Annotated in this window: 14 protein-coding genes and 2 pseudogenes; 4 read left to right on the plus strand and 12 right to left on the minus strand. The window is 60.0% G+C overall.

Going from position 1 to position 17,629, the window contains the following annotated elements; translation table 11 throughout:
- Positions 1–322: 322 nt before the first annotated feature.
- Positions 323–475: pseudogene (locus FNJ47_RS11160) on the plus strand (recombinase family protein); the annotation flags it as partial.
- A gap of 502 nt (positions 476–977) precedes the next feature.
- Positions 978–1,289, plus strand: coding sequence for a DUF736 domain-containing protein (locus FNJ47_RS11165; RefSeq protein WP_163153129.1), 312 nt, complete (start codon positions 978–980; stop codon positions 1,287–1,289).
- A gap of 410 nt (positions 1,290–1,699) precedes the next feature.
- Here FNJ47_RS11165 and tnpC read toward each other — a convergent pair whose 3' ends face one another.
- From tnpC to FNJ47_RS11205, 8 genes and pseudogenes are all read right to left on the minus strand, one after another.
- Positions 1,700–3,235, minus strand: a complete 1,536-nt coding sequence (gene tnpC / locus FNJ47_RS11170; RefSeq protein ID WP_163153130.1) for an IS66 family transposase — start codon at positions 3,233–3,235, stop codon at positions 1,700–1,702.
- A gap of 72 nt (positions 3,236–3,307) precedes the next feature.
- Positions 3,308–3,658, minus strand: a complete 351-nt coding sequence (gene tnpB / locus FNJ47_RS11175) for an IS66 family insertion sequence element accessory protein TnpB (protein WP_430649373.1) — start codon at positions 3,656–3,658, stop codon at positions 3,308–3,310.
- On the minus strand, positions 3,658–4,533 hold the full coding sequence (gene tnpA / locus FNJ47_RS11180) for an IS66 family insertion sequence element accessory protein TnpA (protein ID WP_163153131.1): 876 nt from the start codon (positions 4,531–4,533) through the stop codon (positions 3,658–3,660). The genes tnpB and tnpA overlap by 1 nt, the downstream gene beginning before the upstream one ends.
- A gap of 343 nt (positions 4,534–4,876) precedes the next feature.
- The gene (locus FNJ47_RS11185) at positions 4,877–6,043 is read right to left on the minus strand and encodes a radical SAM protein (RefSeq protein WP_163153132.1); all 1,167 of its coding nucleotides are present in this window, start codon (positions 6,041–6,043) and stop codon (positions 4,877–4,879) included.
- A gap of 24 nt (positions 6,044–6,067) precedes the next feature.
- Positions 6,068–6,400, minus strand: a complete 333-nt coding sequence (locus FNJ47_RS11190) for a hypothetical protein (RefSeq protein WP_163153133.1) — start codon at positions 6,398–6,400, stop codon at positions 6,068–6,070.
- 55 nt (positions 6,401–6,455) lie between these two features.
- The gene (locus tag FNJ47_RS11195) at positions 6,456–7,400 is read right to left on the minus strand and encodes an HD domain-containing protein (RefSeq protein WP_163153134.1); all 945 of its coding nucleotides are present in this window, start codon (positions 7,398–7,400) and stop codon (positions 6,456–6,458) included.
- A gap of 591 nt (positions 7,401–7,991) precedes the next feature.
- Positions 7,992–8,102 (minus strand): annotated as a pseudogene (locus FNJ47_RS11200) (IS3 family transposase); the annotation flags it as partial.
- A gap of 23 nt (positions 8,103–8,125) precedes the next feature.
- Positions 8,126–8,734: a hypothetical protein gene (locus FNJ47_RS11205; protein ID WP_163153135.1), complete on the minus strand. Its 609-nt coding sequence runs from the start codon at positions 8,732–8,734 to the stop codon at positions 8,126–8,128.
- Positions 8,735–8,945: 211 nt separating this feature from the next.
- Here FNJ47_RS11205 and FNJ47_RS11210 point away from each other — a divergent pair, with 211 nt between their 5' ends.
- A complete protein-coding gene (locus FNJ47_RS11210; RefSeq protein ID WP_163153136.1) occupies positions 8,946–10,034 on the plus strand; it encodes a M91 family zinc metallopeptidase in 1,089 nt (362 codons plus the stop codon).
- 208 nt (positions 10,035–10,242) lie between these two features.
- Here FNJ47_RS11210 and FNJ47_RS11215 read toward each other — a convergent pair whose 3' ends face one another.
- Complete coding sequence (locus FNJ47_RS11215) at positions 10,243–11,625, minus strand: hypothetical protein (RefSeq protein ID WP_163153137.1); 1,383 nt, start codon at positions 11,623–11,625, stop codon at positions 10,243–10,245.
- Between the two features lie 39 nt (positions 11,626–11,664).
- A complete protein-coding gene (locus FNJ47_RS11220; RefSeq protein ID WP_163153138.1) occupies positions 11,665–12,543 on the minus strand; it encodes a hypothetical protein in 879 nt (292 codons plus the stop codon).
- 125 nt (positions 12,544–12,668) lie between these two features.
- On the opposite strand from FNJ47_RS11220, the gene FNJ47_RS11225 reads away from it, so the two are divergent.
- The gene (locus FNJ47_RS11225) at positions 12,669–13,298 is read left to right on the plus strand and encodes a hypothetical protein (protein WP_163153139.1); all 630 of its coding nucleotides are present in this window, start codon (positions 12,669–12,671) and stop codon (positions 13,296–13,298) included.
- Between the two features lie 82 nt (positions 13,299–13,380).
- On the opposite strand, the gene FNJ47_RS11230 is transcribed toward FNJ47_RS11225, so the two are convergent.
- Positions 13,381–14,967 carry a class I SAM-dependent methyltransferase gene (locus FNJ47_RS11230; RefSeq protein WP_165445639.1) on the minus strand — a complete coding sequence of 529 codons (1,587 nt, stop codon included), beginning with the start codon at positions 14,965–14,967 and terminating at the stop codon, positions 13,381–13,383.
- Between the two features lie 5 nt (positions 14,968–14,972).
- Positions 14,973–17,609, minus strand: a complete 2,637-nt coding sequence (gene tssH / locus FNJ47_RS11235; RefSeq protein WP_163153141.1) for a type VI secretion system ATPase TssH — start codon at positions 17,607–17,609, stop codon at positions 14,973–14,975.
- Positions 17,610–17,629 lie beyond the last annotated feature (20 nt).

Here is a 17,629-nt window from a genome sequence, read left to right on the forward strand (position 1 = left end):
TTCGCGCTCCGCGGGCCACGCGTCGACGGCGGCAGCGGGGGCGGCAGGTAGCCTAGATGGGACAATGGGGTCGCGCCCCGTGGAAGGGCGCCCCCGTTTTGATTTTTGGTCTACCTTTATTGACTTCCTCATGAATTTAGGTCTACCATAAATACAAGCCGGGCGGAAGCTGTCACTTCCGGTCCGGCCCTAACCTCAATCATCGAAGGGTCGATCACCATGGCTAAGGCTGGAAAGCGTGTTAGCACGCCACCCAAAAGCTCGTCCGCAATTCTGGAGGAAGGCATTGGCGCCCATGGCGCCGTTGAATTGTCCCCGCGGTCGCAAGGCCAAAGCGCCCATCATCGTGGCCAAGCTTGATCGGCTCTCGCGTGATGTCGCTTTCATCGCGGGGCTGATGTCCAAGCGCGTGCCCGTCATCGTCACCGAGCTGGGCCGCAACGTCGACCCGTTCATGCTGCACATCTACGCCTCCGCAACGCGCACGCCAGCGGCAAGCCGCTGAGTGATGCGACCCGCCCCCTCCCGGAAGGGGGCCACCCCACCCGGGAGCTGCCAATAGGCTGCTCGATGAAATTCTGGGATCCGGTCCCCGGCTTTCGTTCGGAAATTAAACGGCCCCAGTAGGGGCCGCCAACCCGTCCCGGACGGGTTTTCCTCCAGCAGTTGGGGGGCTACCTATCTGGCTGGGGGCTCCTATCAGATGTGCTGCCAAGCTGGCTTATTTCATAGTCCGTTGGAGGTAGGAACTGCATCTCCGCATGCCCCGCCGTGACGCGCAGGCGGGCGAGCATGCGTTCGCGTTGATCGGGCGCTCAAGACAGCGGGCCGGCGCTCGGGGCGCACCAGCGGGCTTGGCTGGCCGAAAATGTGCAAGGTTTCCTGAACGGGCTTGCGCTGTCTGCGATGGCCTTCACGTATCGTTTTTCGTGCCTGTCTGCTTACCGGCACCGAGAGCAAAGCAGACGGAGACGACCATGGCGACCATCGGCACTTTCACCGCGTCGGACACCGGCTACACCGGCTCGATCAAGACGCTGACGCTCAACATCAAGGCCAAGCTCGTGGCATCCGAGAAGGACAACGACAAGGCTCCCGACTACCGTATCTTTGCAGGAGCAACCGAGTTCGGCGCCGCCTGGAAGAGGACCGTCCGCGACAGCGATCGCGAATATCTCTCGGTCAAGCTCGACGATCCGAGCTTCCCGGCCCCGATCTACGCCTCGCTGGTGAAGGTCGAAGGTGAGGAAGGTTTCAGCCTGATCTGGTCCCGCCGCAGCGGCGACTGATCCTCAGGGATCATCGGCCCCGCCTCCTCGGAGGCGGGGCTTTTTTGCGTTTGTTGCGCCGCTTTGAGAAGGAAGCGGGAGGGCATTTTGTGCTCCGACAAGGGGCTTCGCATGGGGAAAAATGCGATTGATGGAAGGGTTTTGGCGTAGCATTTTGGATCGATCGCTTGGAATTTTGCGGCGGATCGGGCTCTGATTTTCGATCTAGGGGCGTGGCATTCCGCCAGTTTCGCGAGGGGAATGACGTCTTCGCGCAGGCTCTCGGAGCTCGCATCGGCGTCCGTTCGGTGTGCGAAGGGGCGCTGTTTCAGGCCGCTTCAATCGAACATGCGATGGATCGACTTGGCAATTTGAGCAAAGCTAGGCCAGCCATGGAGCAGGTAGGTTAGCGTCCCGCTCTCGCACGTTGGTCAGGTATTGACATGATTCATCGGTTTCCAGGCCCACGGCAGCAGTTCGTCGAGACGGTTGATCGGATGTCCATCGACCATGCGCGTGAGCACGTCGCGCAGGTACGCGTAAGGCTCGACGTCATTGAGCTTGCACGTTTCGATCAGCGAACAGAGGATTGCCCATCGTTCCCCGCCGCCATCGCTACCGGCGAAGAGATGGTTCTTGCGGCCGAGCGCCACAGGTCGGATCGCCCGCTCGACGGGGTTCGTGTCGAGCTCGATGCGACCGTCGTGCAGGAAGCGGGTCAATCCATCCCAGCGCGACAGCGCATACCGGATCGCTTCGGCGAGATTGCTGCGGCCGGGCAGTTGCGGGAGGTGTGCCTCGAGCCAAAGGCGAAGGCCGTCAACGATCGGCTTGGCGAGTGCGCGCCGCGCGGCCAGCCGATGCGCCGGAGATTGACCACGCACCTGCGCTTCGACGGCATAGAGGCTAGCGATGCGACGCAGGGCCTCGTGCGCGATGGGCGTGTCCTCGGCTTGCGCGACCTCGTAGAACTTGCGCCTGGCGTGCGCCCAACATGCGGCGAGAGTGATGTTTCCGGCGGCCGTCAGCCGCTCGAATCCCGCGTAACCGTCGACGTGCAGAACGCCCTTGAAGTGCGTCAGATGCGCCGCCGGGCGCTCCGCTTTCCGGTCGGGCGCGAACACATAAACCGCAGTCGGCGGCTCGGGCCCAGCCCAGCCGCGTTGTTCGCGGGCATACACCCACAGTCGTCCGATCTTGGTGCGGCCTCGGCCTGGATCGAGCACAGGGATTGGAGTGTCGTCGGCAAACAGGTGATCCGACGCGAAGATGTGCTTGCACAGCCGGTCGTGCAGGGCCTCAAACCACCAGCACGCGCCGCCAACCCATCCGGCGAGTGTCGAGCGCTCCAGTTCGACGCCATGACGGGCAAAAATCTGCGCCTGCCGATAGAGTGGTGTGTGGTCGCAATATTTGCTGACCAGAACTTGGGCGAGCAACGCTGGTGTGGCCAAACCGCCAGCCATGGGTCGTTCCGGCGCCGGCGCCTGGGTAATCGTACCACAACTGCGGCAGGCATATTTCGGACGGCAGACGCGCACCACCCGCAACTGCGCCGGCACCCAGTCCAGCATCTCGCTGACGCTCTCACCGATCGCATGCAGCGCGCCGCCGCAGCATGCACAGCTTTCACTATCGACGTTGAGCACGACCTCTTCGCGGGGCAGATGGTCCGGCAACGGTTTGCGCTTCGGCTGCAGCTTCTGCGTCGGCGCAGACGCGTCCACCGAGGCTTGATCTGCCTCGACAGCCGACAGATCGATGTCCAGGTCTTCAAGCCCAAGGGCGAACTGATCGGCGTCGAGACGCTCGGAACGACGCCCAAATTGTGCGCGCTGAAGCTGTTTGATGATTGCTTGAAGACGCTGGATCTCGCCGTTTCGATGCGCGATGACCGAGGCAATGTCGCGCACCAAGCGATGCAGAAGCGCAGTGTCCGACGGCAGATTGTCGAGGTCGAGCTGCATGACCGATTCTACTCGGGCATGCTGATTCGACGAAGCGGATTCCCTGTATTTTATGCGGTTTTTTGCAATTTCTCAGCCGGCGATTGCGGGCCGCCATCGACGCTCCGGCGTGCGCCAGTCGATGCCTTCGATCAGCATGGCAAGCTGCGCTGGAGACAGCGTCACCGTGCCGCCGGGATCGCTCATTCTCGGCCAGATGAAGCCGCCTTGATCGAGCCTCTTGCTGAACAGGCAAAGCCCGTTGCCGTCCCAGAACAGGATCTTCAGCGTGCTCGCCTTCTTGCCTCGGAAGGCAAACAAGTGGCCGGAGAATGGATCCTTCTTGAGGTGTTCCTGAACGAGCGCGGCGAGGCCATCCAGGCCCTTCCGCATGTCAGTATACCCCAAAGCCAGATGCACTTTCACGCCGGCCGGCACGATCATCATTGGACTGTCTCCTGCTCAATGACGTGGCGACGGACTGCATCCGGATCGCTGCCGATCGGTGCGAAGACGCGACGCCCATCGTGCAGTTCGATAACCGTCATGCCGTCAGGCGGCTGCAACAGATCGTTCAGGACAAGCGTTGCGGATTGTGCGCCGGCGACCTTCACAGCCGCCAATTTCGCCGGCACTCGCTTGCTGAACCCGAACTGTACCCGCCACCGGAACAACATGCTGGTTACGATGGCGTGGCGCCGGCAAACCTCGGCAGCGGTGGCACCAGGGAGCTCAGAGTCGGTGACGATCGCGAGCTTTTCCTCCTCACTGAAGCGACGCCGGTTGGCGCGTTCGTCGCTCGGCGGATCGACGGTTGGTGGATCTGTCAAGCGGCTTCTGGCGCGAGCCCCCTTAGCAGCGCTGCTAACACTAGTGCTTATTAGTGGGCGGGCACTCGGATGAAGCTGCGTCCGCCAGTCGATTTCCACCTCATTGGCGTCGATCCGATCGCGCCACCGTTTCAGGCTGTGCTGCGATATGCCATGTGCCCGGGCATAGGCTTGGATGCTCAGTCCGCACCACCTCATCGCTTCAACGTGCATTGCCCAGAACGCTTGGACGGCTCTGCAGCGCTGGTCCTTCGACACTGGACTCCGCTTCTTGCGGAGCCGCTCCCGACGTTCCTCGCGACGCAATTCCGCACGTACTTTCAGCGTTTCAACGTCAATCAGATGCCGAAGCCAGCGATCGAATGTGCCGCCACTGAGACGATGCTGACGACAGTATTCGCGCTTGCTGAGACCGCTTCGCCGCCACGCCTCAACGTGTACCGACCAAAAAGAGCGACGCGCTTCGTTCTTGAAATATTCCGTACCCACCGGAGATCCTCCAATGCAGCAAGGAACCCGATATGGAACGACAACGCACTCTCGGAAAGTCGTGCGGGATTCGGACGCTTACGCAGGTAGGGTGTAGGGCAAGATAAAAGCACTGCCGCCTGAGTGCGGCTAAGTGATTGTCTGCACATCCAAGATTTGGTGCCATCGGCATGTCGCTCGTTGCCATTACATGGGTAAGCGACCTTATTTGCTCGTTAAACTCGTCTCTACGCTCGAGCAGCATAGTCGTACCGGAAGTTTCGAGCAGTTTAATTGGATGGTTAGCGCAGTGAGCCACTGCATCCGCGGCGCGGGCGCGCGGGCAGGCAATCAATTGGAACGGTCAGCCGACCGCAAGCGAGATCATCTTGCTGGTCGCCTTGCCCCGGCGTTCCGAAGGTTTCGACCGGCGACGAATGGTGGTAATCGCCGCCTTGTCGCGCTGGATCTGGTCGACGAGGAATTCGATCATCGGCCGGGCAACCAAGCATCGCAGCGAGTTTGCCGCATCATAGGCGCGCTCCGACGGAAGCGCCTCGACGATCGGAACTCGCGAGCAGCAGGCATCGTACAAACAGGCTTCGCAGGTGCGCGCCCGCCTCGCGCGGATTTCGAGCGTCCGCCTGCGAGCGTCCGAGCCCAGGATGTCGCCAAGCGGCTGCCTAAAGATATTTCCGAGCAGGCCGTCGGCGGTATAGGCCTCGGAGTGATTGTAGGCATCGCCGTTCGTGTTCACGATCAGCGCCCATTCCATTTTTTCGGGATCGTATGGCGCCGATCGTTGCCCGGCGAGATAGCGAACCGCGGCGGTCATGTACTCCTGCAGCGGATGGATCTGGATTGTGGAGGCGCATCTTGTGTGGGCGCGCGCCACCTTTTGTAGCGCTGTCACGACCTCGTGTGGGGCCAGCGTCAGGTGCTTCATGCGCGGGGGCGGATCAGCGAGGCTGAAAACGGGCAGGATGCGGTAACTCAGCCCGAGCGAATTGAAGAAGTGGAACGTATTCACGGCATCAGCGCAGTTCTCTCGATGAAGGACCGTGATCGCGCCGACCGACAGGCGCCGCACGATATCGCGGTCGAACAGTCGCTGGAGATTATCGAGCACGCGCTCCTGCGAGTCACGGCCTGCAAGATTGAGGCGCTGGGCTCCGAAAACGTCGATGGAAGCGCCGAGCGTGATGCCGGTTTCGACCAATGTTTCCAGGAAGGCGTCGCTCGTGCGGGTAAGATTACTCTGCAGAGACGTCAGATAGGGAATCGAACGGCTGGCGAGATACTGGCGCTGCAAGGCCGCAAAGGAACGGATGTAGTCGAGGGGCAGCAGGGCCGGCTCGCCGCCATGCAGCACGAAATGCAATGGCAACTGCCAGCCGCTCTTCTGATAGTAGTGTGCAACGCCTTCGAAGAAGAAGGCCAGACGTTCTATCGGCATCCTGGCCTTTTCGCCGAGTTCTTCGTACTCGTAGCAGTAAGCGCAGCGCAGGTTGCAGAGCTTGCTGAGCTTCATGACGAAGTACATGGGCTCAACCCCCTAGCTGCGTCGCTTCTTTGCAGCCGAGAGCGCCTTCTTGACGTTCTTGCGTCGCATGGCGCGCACGGCCGGGTTGCTCACCGCACCGCCGCTGGGAAGATCGATGCCTCGGTTCCAGCCGCCATCCGGCGGATCGATCTGTGCCCAGTTCTGCCCCCAGGGTGGCGGGCCCACATCTTGGGTCCATCCCTGCTCGCCCTGTCCGGGTTTAAGGAGCACTGGTCTTCCACCCATTACCTCGTTGATCACCTTGGCGACCTGTGCCGCCAGCGCTCGTTCCTTTGTCTTGAACACGACGCGCAGTGTCCGCATCCGCTTTCCGGGCTTCTTCATGGGTCGGCTCCGTGGTTGATTTGTCCTCGCTCGCAAATCTAGGTTTGGTCATCGATCAAAGACCGCCATAACTATGAATCCAGTTCGGCGTCGCATCGCGTACACGGTATTTCGGTGCAAACCGCGATTGGCGTTCGGCCAGGTGGCGGCCGAAATCTGTGCTCATGAGACGAGCGTCGGGCACCGCGCCAACACGAGTGAGATCGAGCCGATCGGCGTCCCAGCACGTCCCGATCGTGGGATCGGGATGTCTCTGGCCGCCCGAGTGCAGCGCACAGGCAAGCTGAAGCCGCTCGAAATTCGCCTGGTCCAATGTGGGGAGGAGGTGCCGGATTGTGGCCACGAATTCAGCGGCCCGCATGCCGTGCCTGCTGTCGGCGAAATCATCCTGGCGCTTGCAATCGTGAATGAGCGCAAACAGGCGCACGACGTCGGTATCCGCGCTGGAACGCCTTGCCAGCATCAGGCCATTCTGCTCGACCCGCCGCCAGTGCGATGGTCCGTGAATTGAATGCGCGGGCAATTGAAAGGCGGCTGTGGCCTGCCTCTCAATCGAGTCGAAGTCGATGTCGCGAGACGACGGCGAAATGCACGGAGCGATGCGCAGTCTGGCTCTCGTGGCCGGCAACGTTTCGATCCAGTGCGCATAATCTGCGCCCCGGACGAATTCGCAGTCGCGCGGTACTACAGGCTCGTAGGACAGCCATTGCCGGTCATCGAGCCGTACAAAATCCTTTGACGGCACCCGGTACAGGTAGCCGTGGCGCGTGAGGTCAAGTGACCCGCAGTGGATCGTGACGCGCGGGGCTCCGCCGCGATAGTGGAAAGACCAACTCCGTCTGCCCTTGGGGTCGGGGACGATGGGCAGGCCGAACGCTGTCGCGTAGGCGCGCTCCGGCGAAGCAAAGACGGCGCGTGGCTCGCCGCTTCGCGCCTTGCTCGGCTCCAGGCGTTCGACCTGCGCGCGCGAGCCGTGATAAAAATAAGCGGGCTTCCTCATTGAGGATCCACCAGGAAAACATGAACGTTCCCGCGCTCATGAGAGGCTGGGAGAACGGATTCTTGTCTAGTCTTATGCTGCAAGCCTCCCCCAAATCGCCGCTATTGGTGGAATTCCGGGAGAGGAAGTTAATCACCCTAACGTAGCAGAGGAGAGCTGATGAACCAAGCGCTGACAGTGGCAGCAGAGGTGTTATTAGTGCCGCTTCGGTCGGCGCGAGGACCAATAGAGAAACGACTATCGAGCGTTGGATCACTATCATTAACGTGGCATCTAGCCAAAAGGCTCAACTTTACTGATCGTGTTCACTGTGCTTGAACGGGCCGGCTGCATATTGCTACTGATCCGAATAAGCTGGGACGCTACGATGTTCCGCGTTGTCAAAATAGCAGCTCTTGCCGGCCTGAGCATTACTGTTGTTGGCTTAGCCCATTCCGAGAGTGGTGCGCTCAAGGGAGCGCGAGCTTCGACACCAATATCTATCACGCCTCCCTCTTCAAGCTGGCGGCTTCCTAGGTGCAGATTGAGCTGCTGCCGGTCTGATGGACGGGTTGTTAAGCTAATCCCACCTTGCGCGCGAACTCAACACGACCGCTCGATGTAATCGAGCACATCTGCTCTGGCCTCTTTCCTGGTACGATGGATCTTGCGCGCGGTGCGTTCGGTCTTGAGCGACCAGAAGAAGCTCTCGATGGCGACGTTTTTCGCAGACGTTGCTCGATCGGCTAGAGTTTGATTCCTTCCATCGATTTTCTCAGCTCATCGGCTGATTGTTTGGCGAGAGCGCCGCCTTGCACGCTGACCCACGTCTCTGGCCACGCCTTCTTGATTCTTGAGATCGTGTACCCACCTAGTTTCGGGGGTGGGACCGTGCCGCTGCTATCGATGACTAGTGCCCCTATGAAGACGTCATCGTTGCTATGTGCGCAATTCGAGAGGCCAATGCAATGGACGAGTTCGTGCACAAGGATATGGAGCCGCATTGCCTGGCCAGCGTCAGCGCGGCCGACTTTCGGGGTTGCAGGCACTCGCAGCTTCACTGAACTCATCGAAGGGCCACTACGTGAGTCGACGACGGTCTGTACGGCGCTGCCGTGGAGGCCGGAACCCGGATACGTTTCGGCCACGATCGGGCTGCTAGCTGCGCTGTCAGCCTTTCTGAACGCAAGATAGACGCCGTTCTGCTTGAGAAGGTCGTTGATCGTCGTGATCGCTGTATCGAGATCATTCACCCAAACGCTTGGGGTGAAGCTCGGCCCAGGGAATATCTTTAGCTCACCCGTGCGCCGCACCCGTTCGGGCCAAGGCGTAATCTCCGGTTCCGTGCATGCCATGATGCGGTCCCCGTAGAAGGTCGATACAAGATCCCTGACATGTATGTCTCGCCCTTGTTCAAATCGGTTCAACCCGGCGTGGAACCGCGACGCTACCTATCACGGTCGTGTGTTCGAGACCGGACGAACCGTTCGTATCTGCTTCGCGACTATTCAGCGTAGTTTCTCGGCGGACCATCGCGTGGCCGAAAGCATAACATGGAGAGTTGCCATGGCCGACGATGTTGATCTTACGGAGCTGGATTACGATTTTTTAGGTCTTAGCTTTCAGCAGAACGAGCAGTATAAAAAGTTCAACAAATATATCGAGAAGCATGCATCGCCACTTGATGCTTCGATGTTGCAGTGGGATCTAGGCGATCCCGTGGTAGATGAAGGACTGCCGAACGGCATTCTCATAGCCTTCCGAAGCATGGGATCGTGGATGGTGGTGAACCATGAGAGTGCCGACACCCATGCCGGCAAATTCGAGTCGCTGAAGCAGAAATACTTGGCGGCCAAGAACGGCTATAGGCGTCAGATTGTCGGTCTCCTGAAACAAATACAAAGCCACCCGACTGGCCGGGCGTTGCTTGACGAATTCGGTACCAGCAAACCATCGTTCGCGAGAATTCGTCCATATAACCTGGATGACGCCAACGCACTGACGGTGGCCGACGACCTTGATCAACAGCAATATATCATTGCCCGCGGTGCCCGCCTAACTGCCGATCCAAAGAAAAAGGAAATGTTCAAAGTCGTCGGAAAAGGCGGGGGCGCAAATTGTGATGTCTTGTTTTCGCCCGAGAAAGCAGAGCTTCTCCGAAAGAAATTCAAGAAGGCTCACCATGGCCATGCCCCCGCAATGGCAACCGACGAGGTACTGTATCACGAACTCGTTCACGCCTCACGAATGATAGCCGGCGTGATGAACTTTGCCCCAGCAGACCATTGGTACCAGGATTCTGAAGAGTATCTTGCAGTCATTTTGACGAACATATACGTGTCCGATAAGGGCGGGCCTCCGCTCTTCAGAGCGTTCTATGGGCCGACCGAAGGCCCCTATAAAGGCAAAGATCCTGCGCCCGATGATGCGTTGTGGGAAGCGGCCGTCTTCCTTGACAATCCGCAGAACACATCTCCATCGCCCGTGCAGATAATCGAGCGGTTCAGGCTCAGCCAGCCTGACCTGTATTGGAGGCTCGCTCATCTACCACCCATGGGAGGGTTGGTAAGGAAGTATAATTGGATTTACTGGTACGACCAGATCCGGATCAAAGGACGCACGCGTCCGCGCAGGCCGATGGTTGGTCGACCATGAAGAATCTCCCATCGAAGCCGCAATGTCACCGCTATTCAGACCGCCACGTTGACGGCGGGTTCATGGCCGAGATCTTCTTGTGGGTCCGAAGCGTGACCAAGTGGCTGCTCTGGTACGGGTGAGCGTGCCGGCGCGCGAATTCCTAGCACCGCATATAACGATTGAGGGAAAATCGCCTCGGTAGAAGGCGAATACCGGCGAGCGCCGCTTACGCCTTGGCAGCAACGTAGCCGTAATAATTCATCAAAAAATCCGCAAGGGGCAGGGGCCTCAGAGCCCCGCCTTTGCTCGGGTGCGGGATCGCGTAGTCTCCCTTGCCCCAGGTGAAGATCGTTGTCGTCACGTTTCCGCTCGACACTTGAATCTTGTCGCGCAAGACGACCCAGTGCCGCGTGAGCACGGAGCCTTCGTCAGACTGGTCGTCATATTCGATCATGTTAGCGCTTATGAAAAGGCATACGCGGTATCCGCCGGCGAGCAGGGCGTTGGCTTCCATGACGTTGTCGATGCCCTTGCTGAATTTCAGATTGGTCTCCTCACGTACGTCCTGGTATCCCGCCTTGCGGAACCATTGCTCCATTTCGCTCGGCACGGTGATTCCAGCGACATCGCTTATTCTGCCGGTGTCGTCAAAATCGAGGAACCAATTTTCGGAGTCGCGGATGGAGGCGCATGTCAGCCAATCGACGTGGTCCAGCGAGTAGGGCGGCAAGTAGTTCTTCACGTCCTTTCCCGGCTTGATCAGTAGGCGGCCGAGGCTCGCTTGCCCCTTCTGATACAGGTCGATGGCGAACCGCGCATACTGCCCCGGCTTGTCGGATGCGTAGCTGAACATCAGCGCAGACGGTCCGCATAGACTCGCCTGATCCTGATCGATGAGGCTCGGCTTCGCGATGCGCCTGAGAATGCCTATCCCGACGCGGTGCGGGTCGAGCTTCGGAAAGAACGTAGTCCTCGTGTTCTTCAGGAAATCGCAGACCATCTCCGCGGCGAGTTTCTTTTGATCCGAATTGAGGTCGTACGGTCCAACCCCAAGCCACTTCTTCTTTTCGTCACCGACGAAGAGCGTGATGAGCTTTTTTGAAGTCGGCGAGAGCGTTCTGGAGGTGCTCGCAATGGTCGTCAGGTCGTCCAGCTCGAATGCCGTGACCGTGCCGTCCGCGACGGTCGCCCTGATGATGTCAACCACTTCCGCGTAATCTAGCCTTGAATCGTCGATCAAACCCTTGCGAAGCGCGGCATCGACGGATGGGGTCGTGATTCCATCCCATTGGCCCTTTGGAGAGGGAGGTTTGGCGGCCGCCTTCGTCGAGAGGTCAACGAGCCTGCTGAAAGTTGGCCCGCCAGGCCGGATATAGCCGTCAGGTGTGCCCGCGAAGTGCTTTTTCTGGAAGAACAGAATGGAGGTGTAGAGGCTGTCGCTGGCATGACCTGTCACGATCATTTGCGGCTTGAGTGTGTTCTCCGCACCCCCGTCGGAAATGGCGATCTTGTTGAGGAGCGAGATGACGAGCTCCTGATCTTGTTTCCAGTTCTGGCAGTTGCGACCCGTCGTCGCAAACCGACCGACCTTGTCTTTCAACTGTGGCATATCGGCTCCCAGATCCGGACCGCAGAACTACGATCCGCGTCAGCGCGTGCCTTTCGGCTTGGAGCCGAACAGATCATGCGTTCCACTGACGCTCAACGTTCCCGAGCACTCGAATCCTCCGAAAATTCCGCAGGACCCTGTGACGGTGACGCGCAGGTCCTTACGCTGATACAGGTCGACCGATATGCCAAATCGCGAAAAATCGTTGGCGCTGTTCGGCAGGATCAGGTCGATGTGATCGATCGCCCAGCGCGGCAAATTGGGGTTGCTCTTCCAAAACAGTTCGTTGACGGCGTGGTGCCCGAAATTCGGTCCGACCGTGAGAGCGCCGTCTGCGCCTTCGAACACGAAGCCTGTCTCGTCGATGTGAACGTTGACCCGATCAGGCGCTACCGCGAAATGGAGCGACGTGATGTCTTGGGGTTGCGGGTCCTTGCCGAACTGCGCACTATAGTCGTCGCTCCATTGGCCTCTGCCGCGCCCAAGCCCGAAGCCGTGCCGGCCCGGGAGGTCTCGCGTTGAAAGTGGCCTGTCGGATAGCTTCGGACGCCAGATCTCTCGAAATCCCTTGCCGATCGTGGCTGCCATCGACAAATCGAGGGCCCAATGCGACGGTTTCTCCGGGCTTTTTCCTTCGGCGAAGGCGTCGAATCCGTCCGACGTTTTGGCGATGCGGAGCATCTTGATCAGGTCTTCCCAGTTCTTCGGCAGAAAGGTGACGCCGTCGAGCGTGCTCGTCGCGGCCGCGACGCCATACTTCTCCAATTGGCGTCGGATATAGGCCTTTTCGTCATAAAGGCGGACATCGGGGTTTGGCCCCGCGAAATATTTCGACAGATCGATCTGCGGCCGAAGCATGGTCAGCCGCGCTGCGATCTTCCGGTAAGTGTCGGTCGTCGTCGGATCGGTGGTCGTCACGAGGTCGCGCTCCGGGTCAGAACCAATTTTGATTGGTCTGGCCCCGAGGTAGCCGGGTTCAATGAACCTCCCAACTGGAAGCGCCGACAACGCTCTATGGAGCAGTCAGCAACAAGGACGATCCGATGTCATTGCGGAGCAGGGTGCTCGACGTACTCCACGGCCCGGCGGTCGCGCGCATTCGCTTCCGGTTTCCGATCCGCGGCAGCCACGTGACGATTGCCCCGCAAACGTTCCATCACGTCGCTCGCGCGATCCGGTTGGGACAGGTCACCGTCGGGGTTCCGACCGATCTCGCGGCAGGCGTTGCGGCGCAATATAACGATGTCGCGCGAACCCGGGCGGACGGTACGGCCGTCGCGGCGAATACGCTGGAAGTCGTGTCGGCGACGGGACGGCTGGACGAGGCCTATATCGTTCACGAAGCCTTGCATGCCGCCTACGACCTGCTGCGCACCGGCCTTGACGGCAATGCGGAGGAGGCGTCCGCCTATGTCTGCACCGCGCTTTATTGCCGCATGACGGGCCTACCGCGACCCCGTTGGGCGAATGGCCCGATCTACGCGAATGCCGCGGAGGTCGCCGGAACGCTGTTGTCGCAATATCAGAAAGGTGATCCCGGGATTCCTTGGGTCGGCGAGCATGAGTGGCGGATGCTGCGCGCCGGTGTAGGCCTCGATCCGGTCTATGCCGGCGGACCGGGCGGTATTCTCACTGGTTGGCTCCTCGGCCAGCAATACACCCACGACGGCTAAGCGCCGAGACTAACATCCACCCCGCAAGATGACAGCCCGGCTCCTTGCCGCCCATCTTTGCCGAGGTCGACAGTTGCAGGTCTCAGGAAACCAGCAAACCCAACTTACCGACTGTCGCCAGCGAACGGTCAACGCTTTGTCGCGTCGATAGCAGTAACGGCTCGGCCGGCCGCCCGGCATCGTCGATTTGCTTGACCTGGATGGTCGGTCCGAAGGCTTCGATCATTTCGGCCGTGATCTGCTCGATCGTCCGAGAGCCGTCGAGCAACTGCAGGAAGTGGCGCGTCCTGTCGTCGTCCAATTGCACCGTCTGGTGGAGCAGATTGGTGATGAGCGGGCCGGTCTGCGCCTGTTTGCGGGCGAGCAGGCTCGCGTGCGGTCGATCCGTGACTTCTGTCACGAGAAAGGGCGGTGATTTCAGAAAGGAAACCTCTCCGCTGCGAGCCAGGATATAGAGCGCTTCCGTCAATTTCCGTTGGTCGTCGCCTGTTTGCCGGCCCTCTAGCAGCGCCCGGGCGCCATCGAGCAGTTCAGTGAACGAGAGTGCGCGCGGCCAGGCCCGGCCGAGACAAAGATGTGCGGCCTTCAGGAGCGGATCGGTCACCGTGATTCGGCTCCCGTTCTGATTTTCAAACTCCATCTCGGTATCGTCGGTGAGGCAGGCGTCGGGTCGACATGGGCTTGAGGTGCTTAGCAGATAGAACCCGGTGACGAAGTCGAGATCGACCCGGCGGTCAAGGGAGATGTCCTCATGGCACAGCAACGTACGCCGAAAGCCGTTGCCGTCAATGAAGTCCTGATACTGATCGCGCGCCATGAACTCGCTTTCGGGAAAGCGCTGCAGCGTGGCGCGGACCTCCTCAGTATAACCGGCAAGATGGCGTCGTGAAAAATCGGCATCGCTCAGATATTGCAGGCCGTGCCGGCCGGCATCTTCGACGACGTCGTGCAAAAGGAAGGCTGTCGCGTCCTGATCGAGATCGTCGTGAAAGAGCAATTCGTCCGGAGCATTGAGGACGCGGTTGCACTGATCGCGCATGACGGCACCGTGCACCGAGCTGGACTTCGATCCTTCGCTGAGAAATTTCACGATGGCGCGGGCTTGTCCGACTTTCTCCTTCATCCCGGTGATGCTCCGGGTGTGGTAGCGCATCATGTCGCGGACCATGTCGCGAAGATGCGAGAACGGGTGCGCGTTATAGCTGACGTAGCAGAGCCCCTGTGGCGCCAAATTTCGCTTGAAGATGGTCATCATCTTCTCGCGCACGATCGGCGGCACCCATGAATACACGCCATGGGCGATGATGTAGTCGAACTGTCCGAAGGCCGCGTCGACATCCATGATGTCGCAATGTAGAAGCCTGATGTTGCCCAGGCTCAATGCGGCGATGTTTCGCTGCCCACGCTCGATCGTCACACCGCTCAGGTCGATACCGATGAATTCGCTGTCCGGATATTGGAATGCCATCGGCAACAGGTTGCCGCCAACGCCGCAGCCGAGTTCCAGAACCCGGCAGTGCTCGACTGGAGCCGGCCGCATGCCGTAGACGGTCGCGATGGTTGCCAGATGGTTCGGGTGAGTGAGCCCGTAGACATGCCCGGGATAATACACCTCATCGTATGGTGTGGCGCCGGTGGCCGGCTGGCGGTGCTCGGTCTGGATGTTCATCGCAGTCAGTTCCACGAGTATGCAAACTTGTCGTTCACGATCGAGACGCGCGTCTGCTTGACTTCCTCCTTGGCGAGAGCCTTGCTGAGGAATTCACGCGACAGTTCGGGCAACAGCGTGTTGGTGATGATGTTATCGATCATCCGCCCGCCGGAGTCCGGATCGTTGCAGCGGGATACGATGTGCTCGACGACCGCATCGTCATAGCCGAAGGCGGCCTTGTGATTGTCGCGGAGGCGCTGTCCGATCCGGTCGAGCTGCAATCTGACGATGCCCGCAAGCATCTCGTCTGAAAGCGGAAAGTAGGGGATCGAGACAACGCGCCCAAGCAACGCGGCAGGGAACACCTTCAACAGCTCCGGCCGCAGCAGCTTGGCCACGTCTTCCGGCTCGTTGCGATACTTTGGATCGCGCGCAAGGCCCATGATCAGATCCGTGCCGACGTTCGTGGTCAGAATGATCAATGTGTTCTTGAAATCGATTCGCCGACCGTTGCCGTCTTCCATGACCCCCTTGTCAAACACCTGAAAGAAGATCTCATGGACGTCGGGATGGGCCTTCTCCACTTCGTCGAGCAGGATAACACTGTAGGGCTTGCGCCGGACCGCCTCGGTGAGCCGACCGCCTTCACCATAGCCGACATAGCCCGGAGGCGCGCCCTTCAAGGTCGAGACCGTGTGCGCCTCCTGGAACTCCGACATGTTGATTGTAATGATGTTCTGCTCGCCACCATAAAGGGTTTCGGCAAGCGCGAGCGCGGTTTCTGTCTTCCCCACGCCGGACGGTCCGGCCAGCATGAAAACGCCAATTGGCTTGGACGGATTGTCCAACCTGGCGCGGCTGGTCTCGATTCTCTTGGCAATCATTGTCAGTCCGTGGGACTGGCCGACCACGCGGCGATTGAGAATTTCGGGTAACTTCAGGACGGTCTCGATTTCGTCACGCATCATTCTGCCGGTCGGAATGCCGGTCCAGTCGGACACGACAGAGGCCACCGACTGCTGGTCGACATGGGCGTAGATCATCCGCTTTTCCGGATTGATGCCCTCCAGTGTTTCAAACTTGCCGCGCAACTCCATGCGTTTCGCTGCTCGATCTTCGTCGCCGTTCTCGGAGAGAATTTCGCGAATGCTGCGGATGTCCTTGACGAGCTCCTGTTCCCTGGCCCAATCGGCCTCAAGGCCGGTCTGCTTGTCCCTTAGCGTGGCTATGTCGCCGTCGACTGCGGCAATGCGCTCGCTGTTCTCGTCCCCGAGGTCGCCGTCGCTGACCAGCGCCGATCGTTCGGCCTCGCGAGCCGCAATAGCGACGCGAGTATCCTCGATCAGGGCCGGCGTCGCGCTTTGACTGATGGCTACCCGCGCCGAGGCTGTGTCCAGCAGGCTGACCGCCTTGTCCGGCAGCTGTCGGGATGGAATGTAGCGATGCGACAGGTTGACCGCGGTCACGATTGCTGCGTCCGAAATCCGAACGCCGTGGTGCTTCTCCATCGGGCCTAGGAGGCCGCGCAGCATGATGCAACAGGTCTCGACATCCGGCTCGTCGACCTGGATCGGCTGAAAGCGTCGTGTGAGTGCGGGGTCTTTTTCGATGTACTGGCGATACTCTGCCCAGGTGGTCGCGGCGATGGTACGCAGCGTGCCGCGGGCGAGGGGAGGCTTGAGGAGATTGGCCGCGTCGCCGGTGCCGGCCGTGCCACCGGCTCCGATCAGCGTGTGAGCTTCGTCAATGAACAGGATAATCGGGGTAGGCGAATTCTGTACCTCGTCGATCACCGAGCGCAAGCGCTGCTCGAATTCACCCTTCATCGAGGCGCCGGCCTGCATCAGGCCGATATCCAGTGCGCAGAGCCTGACGTTACGCAGTGGCGGCGGCACCTCGCCGGCAGCAATGCGCTGAGCAAATCCCTCGACCACGGCGGTCTTGCCGACGCCGGCTTCGCCGGTGAGGATCGGATTGTTTTGCCGCCGGCGCATCAGCACGTCGATCAATTGACGGATTTCGTCGTCTCGACCGAGGATTGGATCCATTTCGCCCGATCGCGCTTTGGCGGTGAGATCCTGGGAGAACCTGTCGAGCGGCGTTGTTCCCTTGGGATTTGCCCGGTCTGCACCGTCAGAGCCGGCACCGGTCAATCCAGAGCCGTCCATCGGACGCATGGTCTCTTCCTCGGAGCCTGCCCAGACAGCGCGGTGCTCCGCGGCCAATGCGTCTACGTTTATCTTGGCGAATTCCTGCGAGATGTTGTTGAGCGTACGACGGATCTCATTCGATTTCAGTCCGGCGACCAAGAGATGGCCGGTGCGGATCTGAGTCTCGCCGAAGAACAGCGTGGCGTAGTGCCAGCCACGGTCGAGAATATCGATGACCGAATTGGCGACTCCGGGCATGTCGGTTTCGTTCTTGCGGAAGCCGTTGATGACGCCTGCGAGGTCCGACAGCAGCCGCGCACGGTCCAGCTTGTAGTGATCCACCGCAAGGCTGAAGTCGGTGCTTTCCTGTTGCAGGATGTGAAACAGCCAGTGCGCGAGCTCGACGTTGCGGTTGCTCGCGCTTTTGGCGTGACGCAGGGCTTGTATGAAGGCGTCGTAGCCAACGCGGTTCAGCTTTCCGGTCACGGCCTCAAGGCTGATGTCGGTCACGGTGGGGCCTCCTGCTCAAT

Source organism: Bradyrhizobium uaiense (assembly GCF_010811875.1).
GTDB lineage: Bacteria > Pseudomonadota > Alphaproteobacteria > Rhizobiales > Xanthobacteraceae > Bradyrhizobium > Bradyrhizobium uaiense.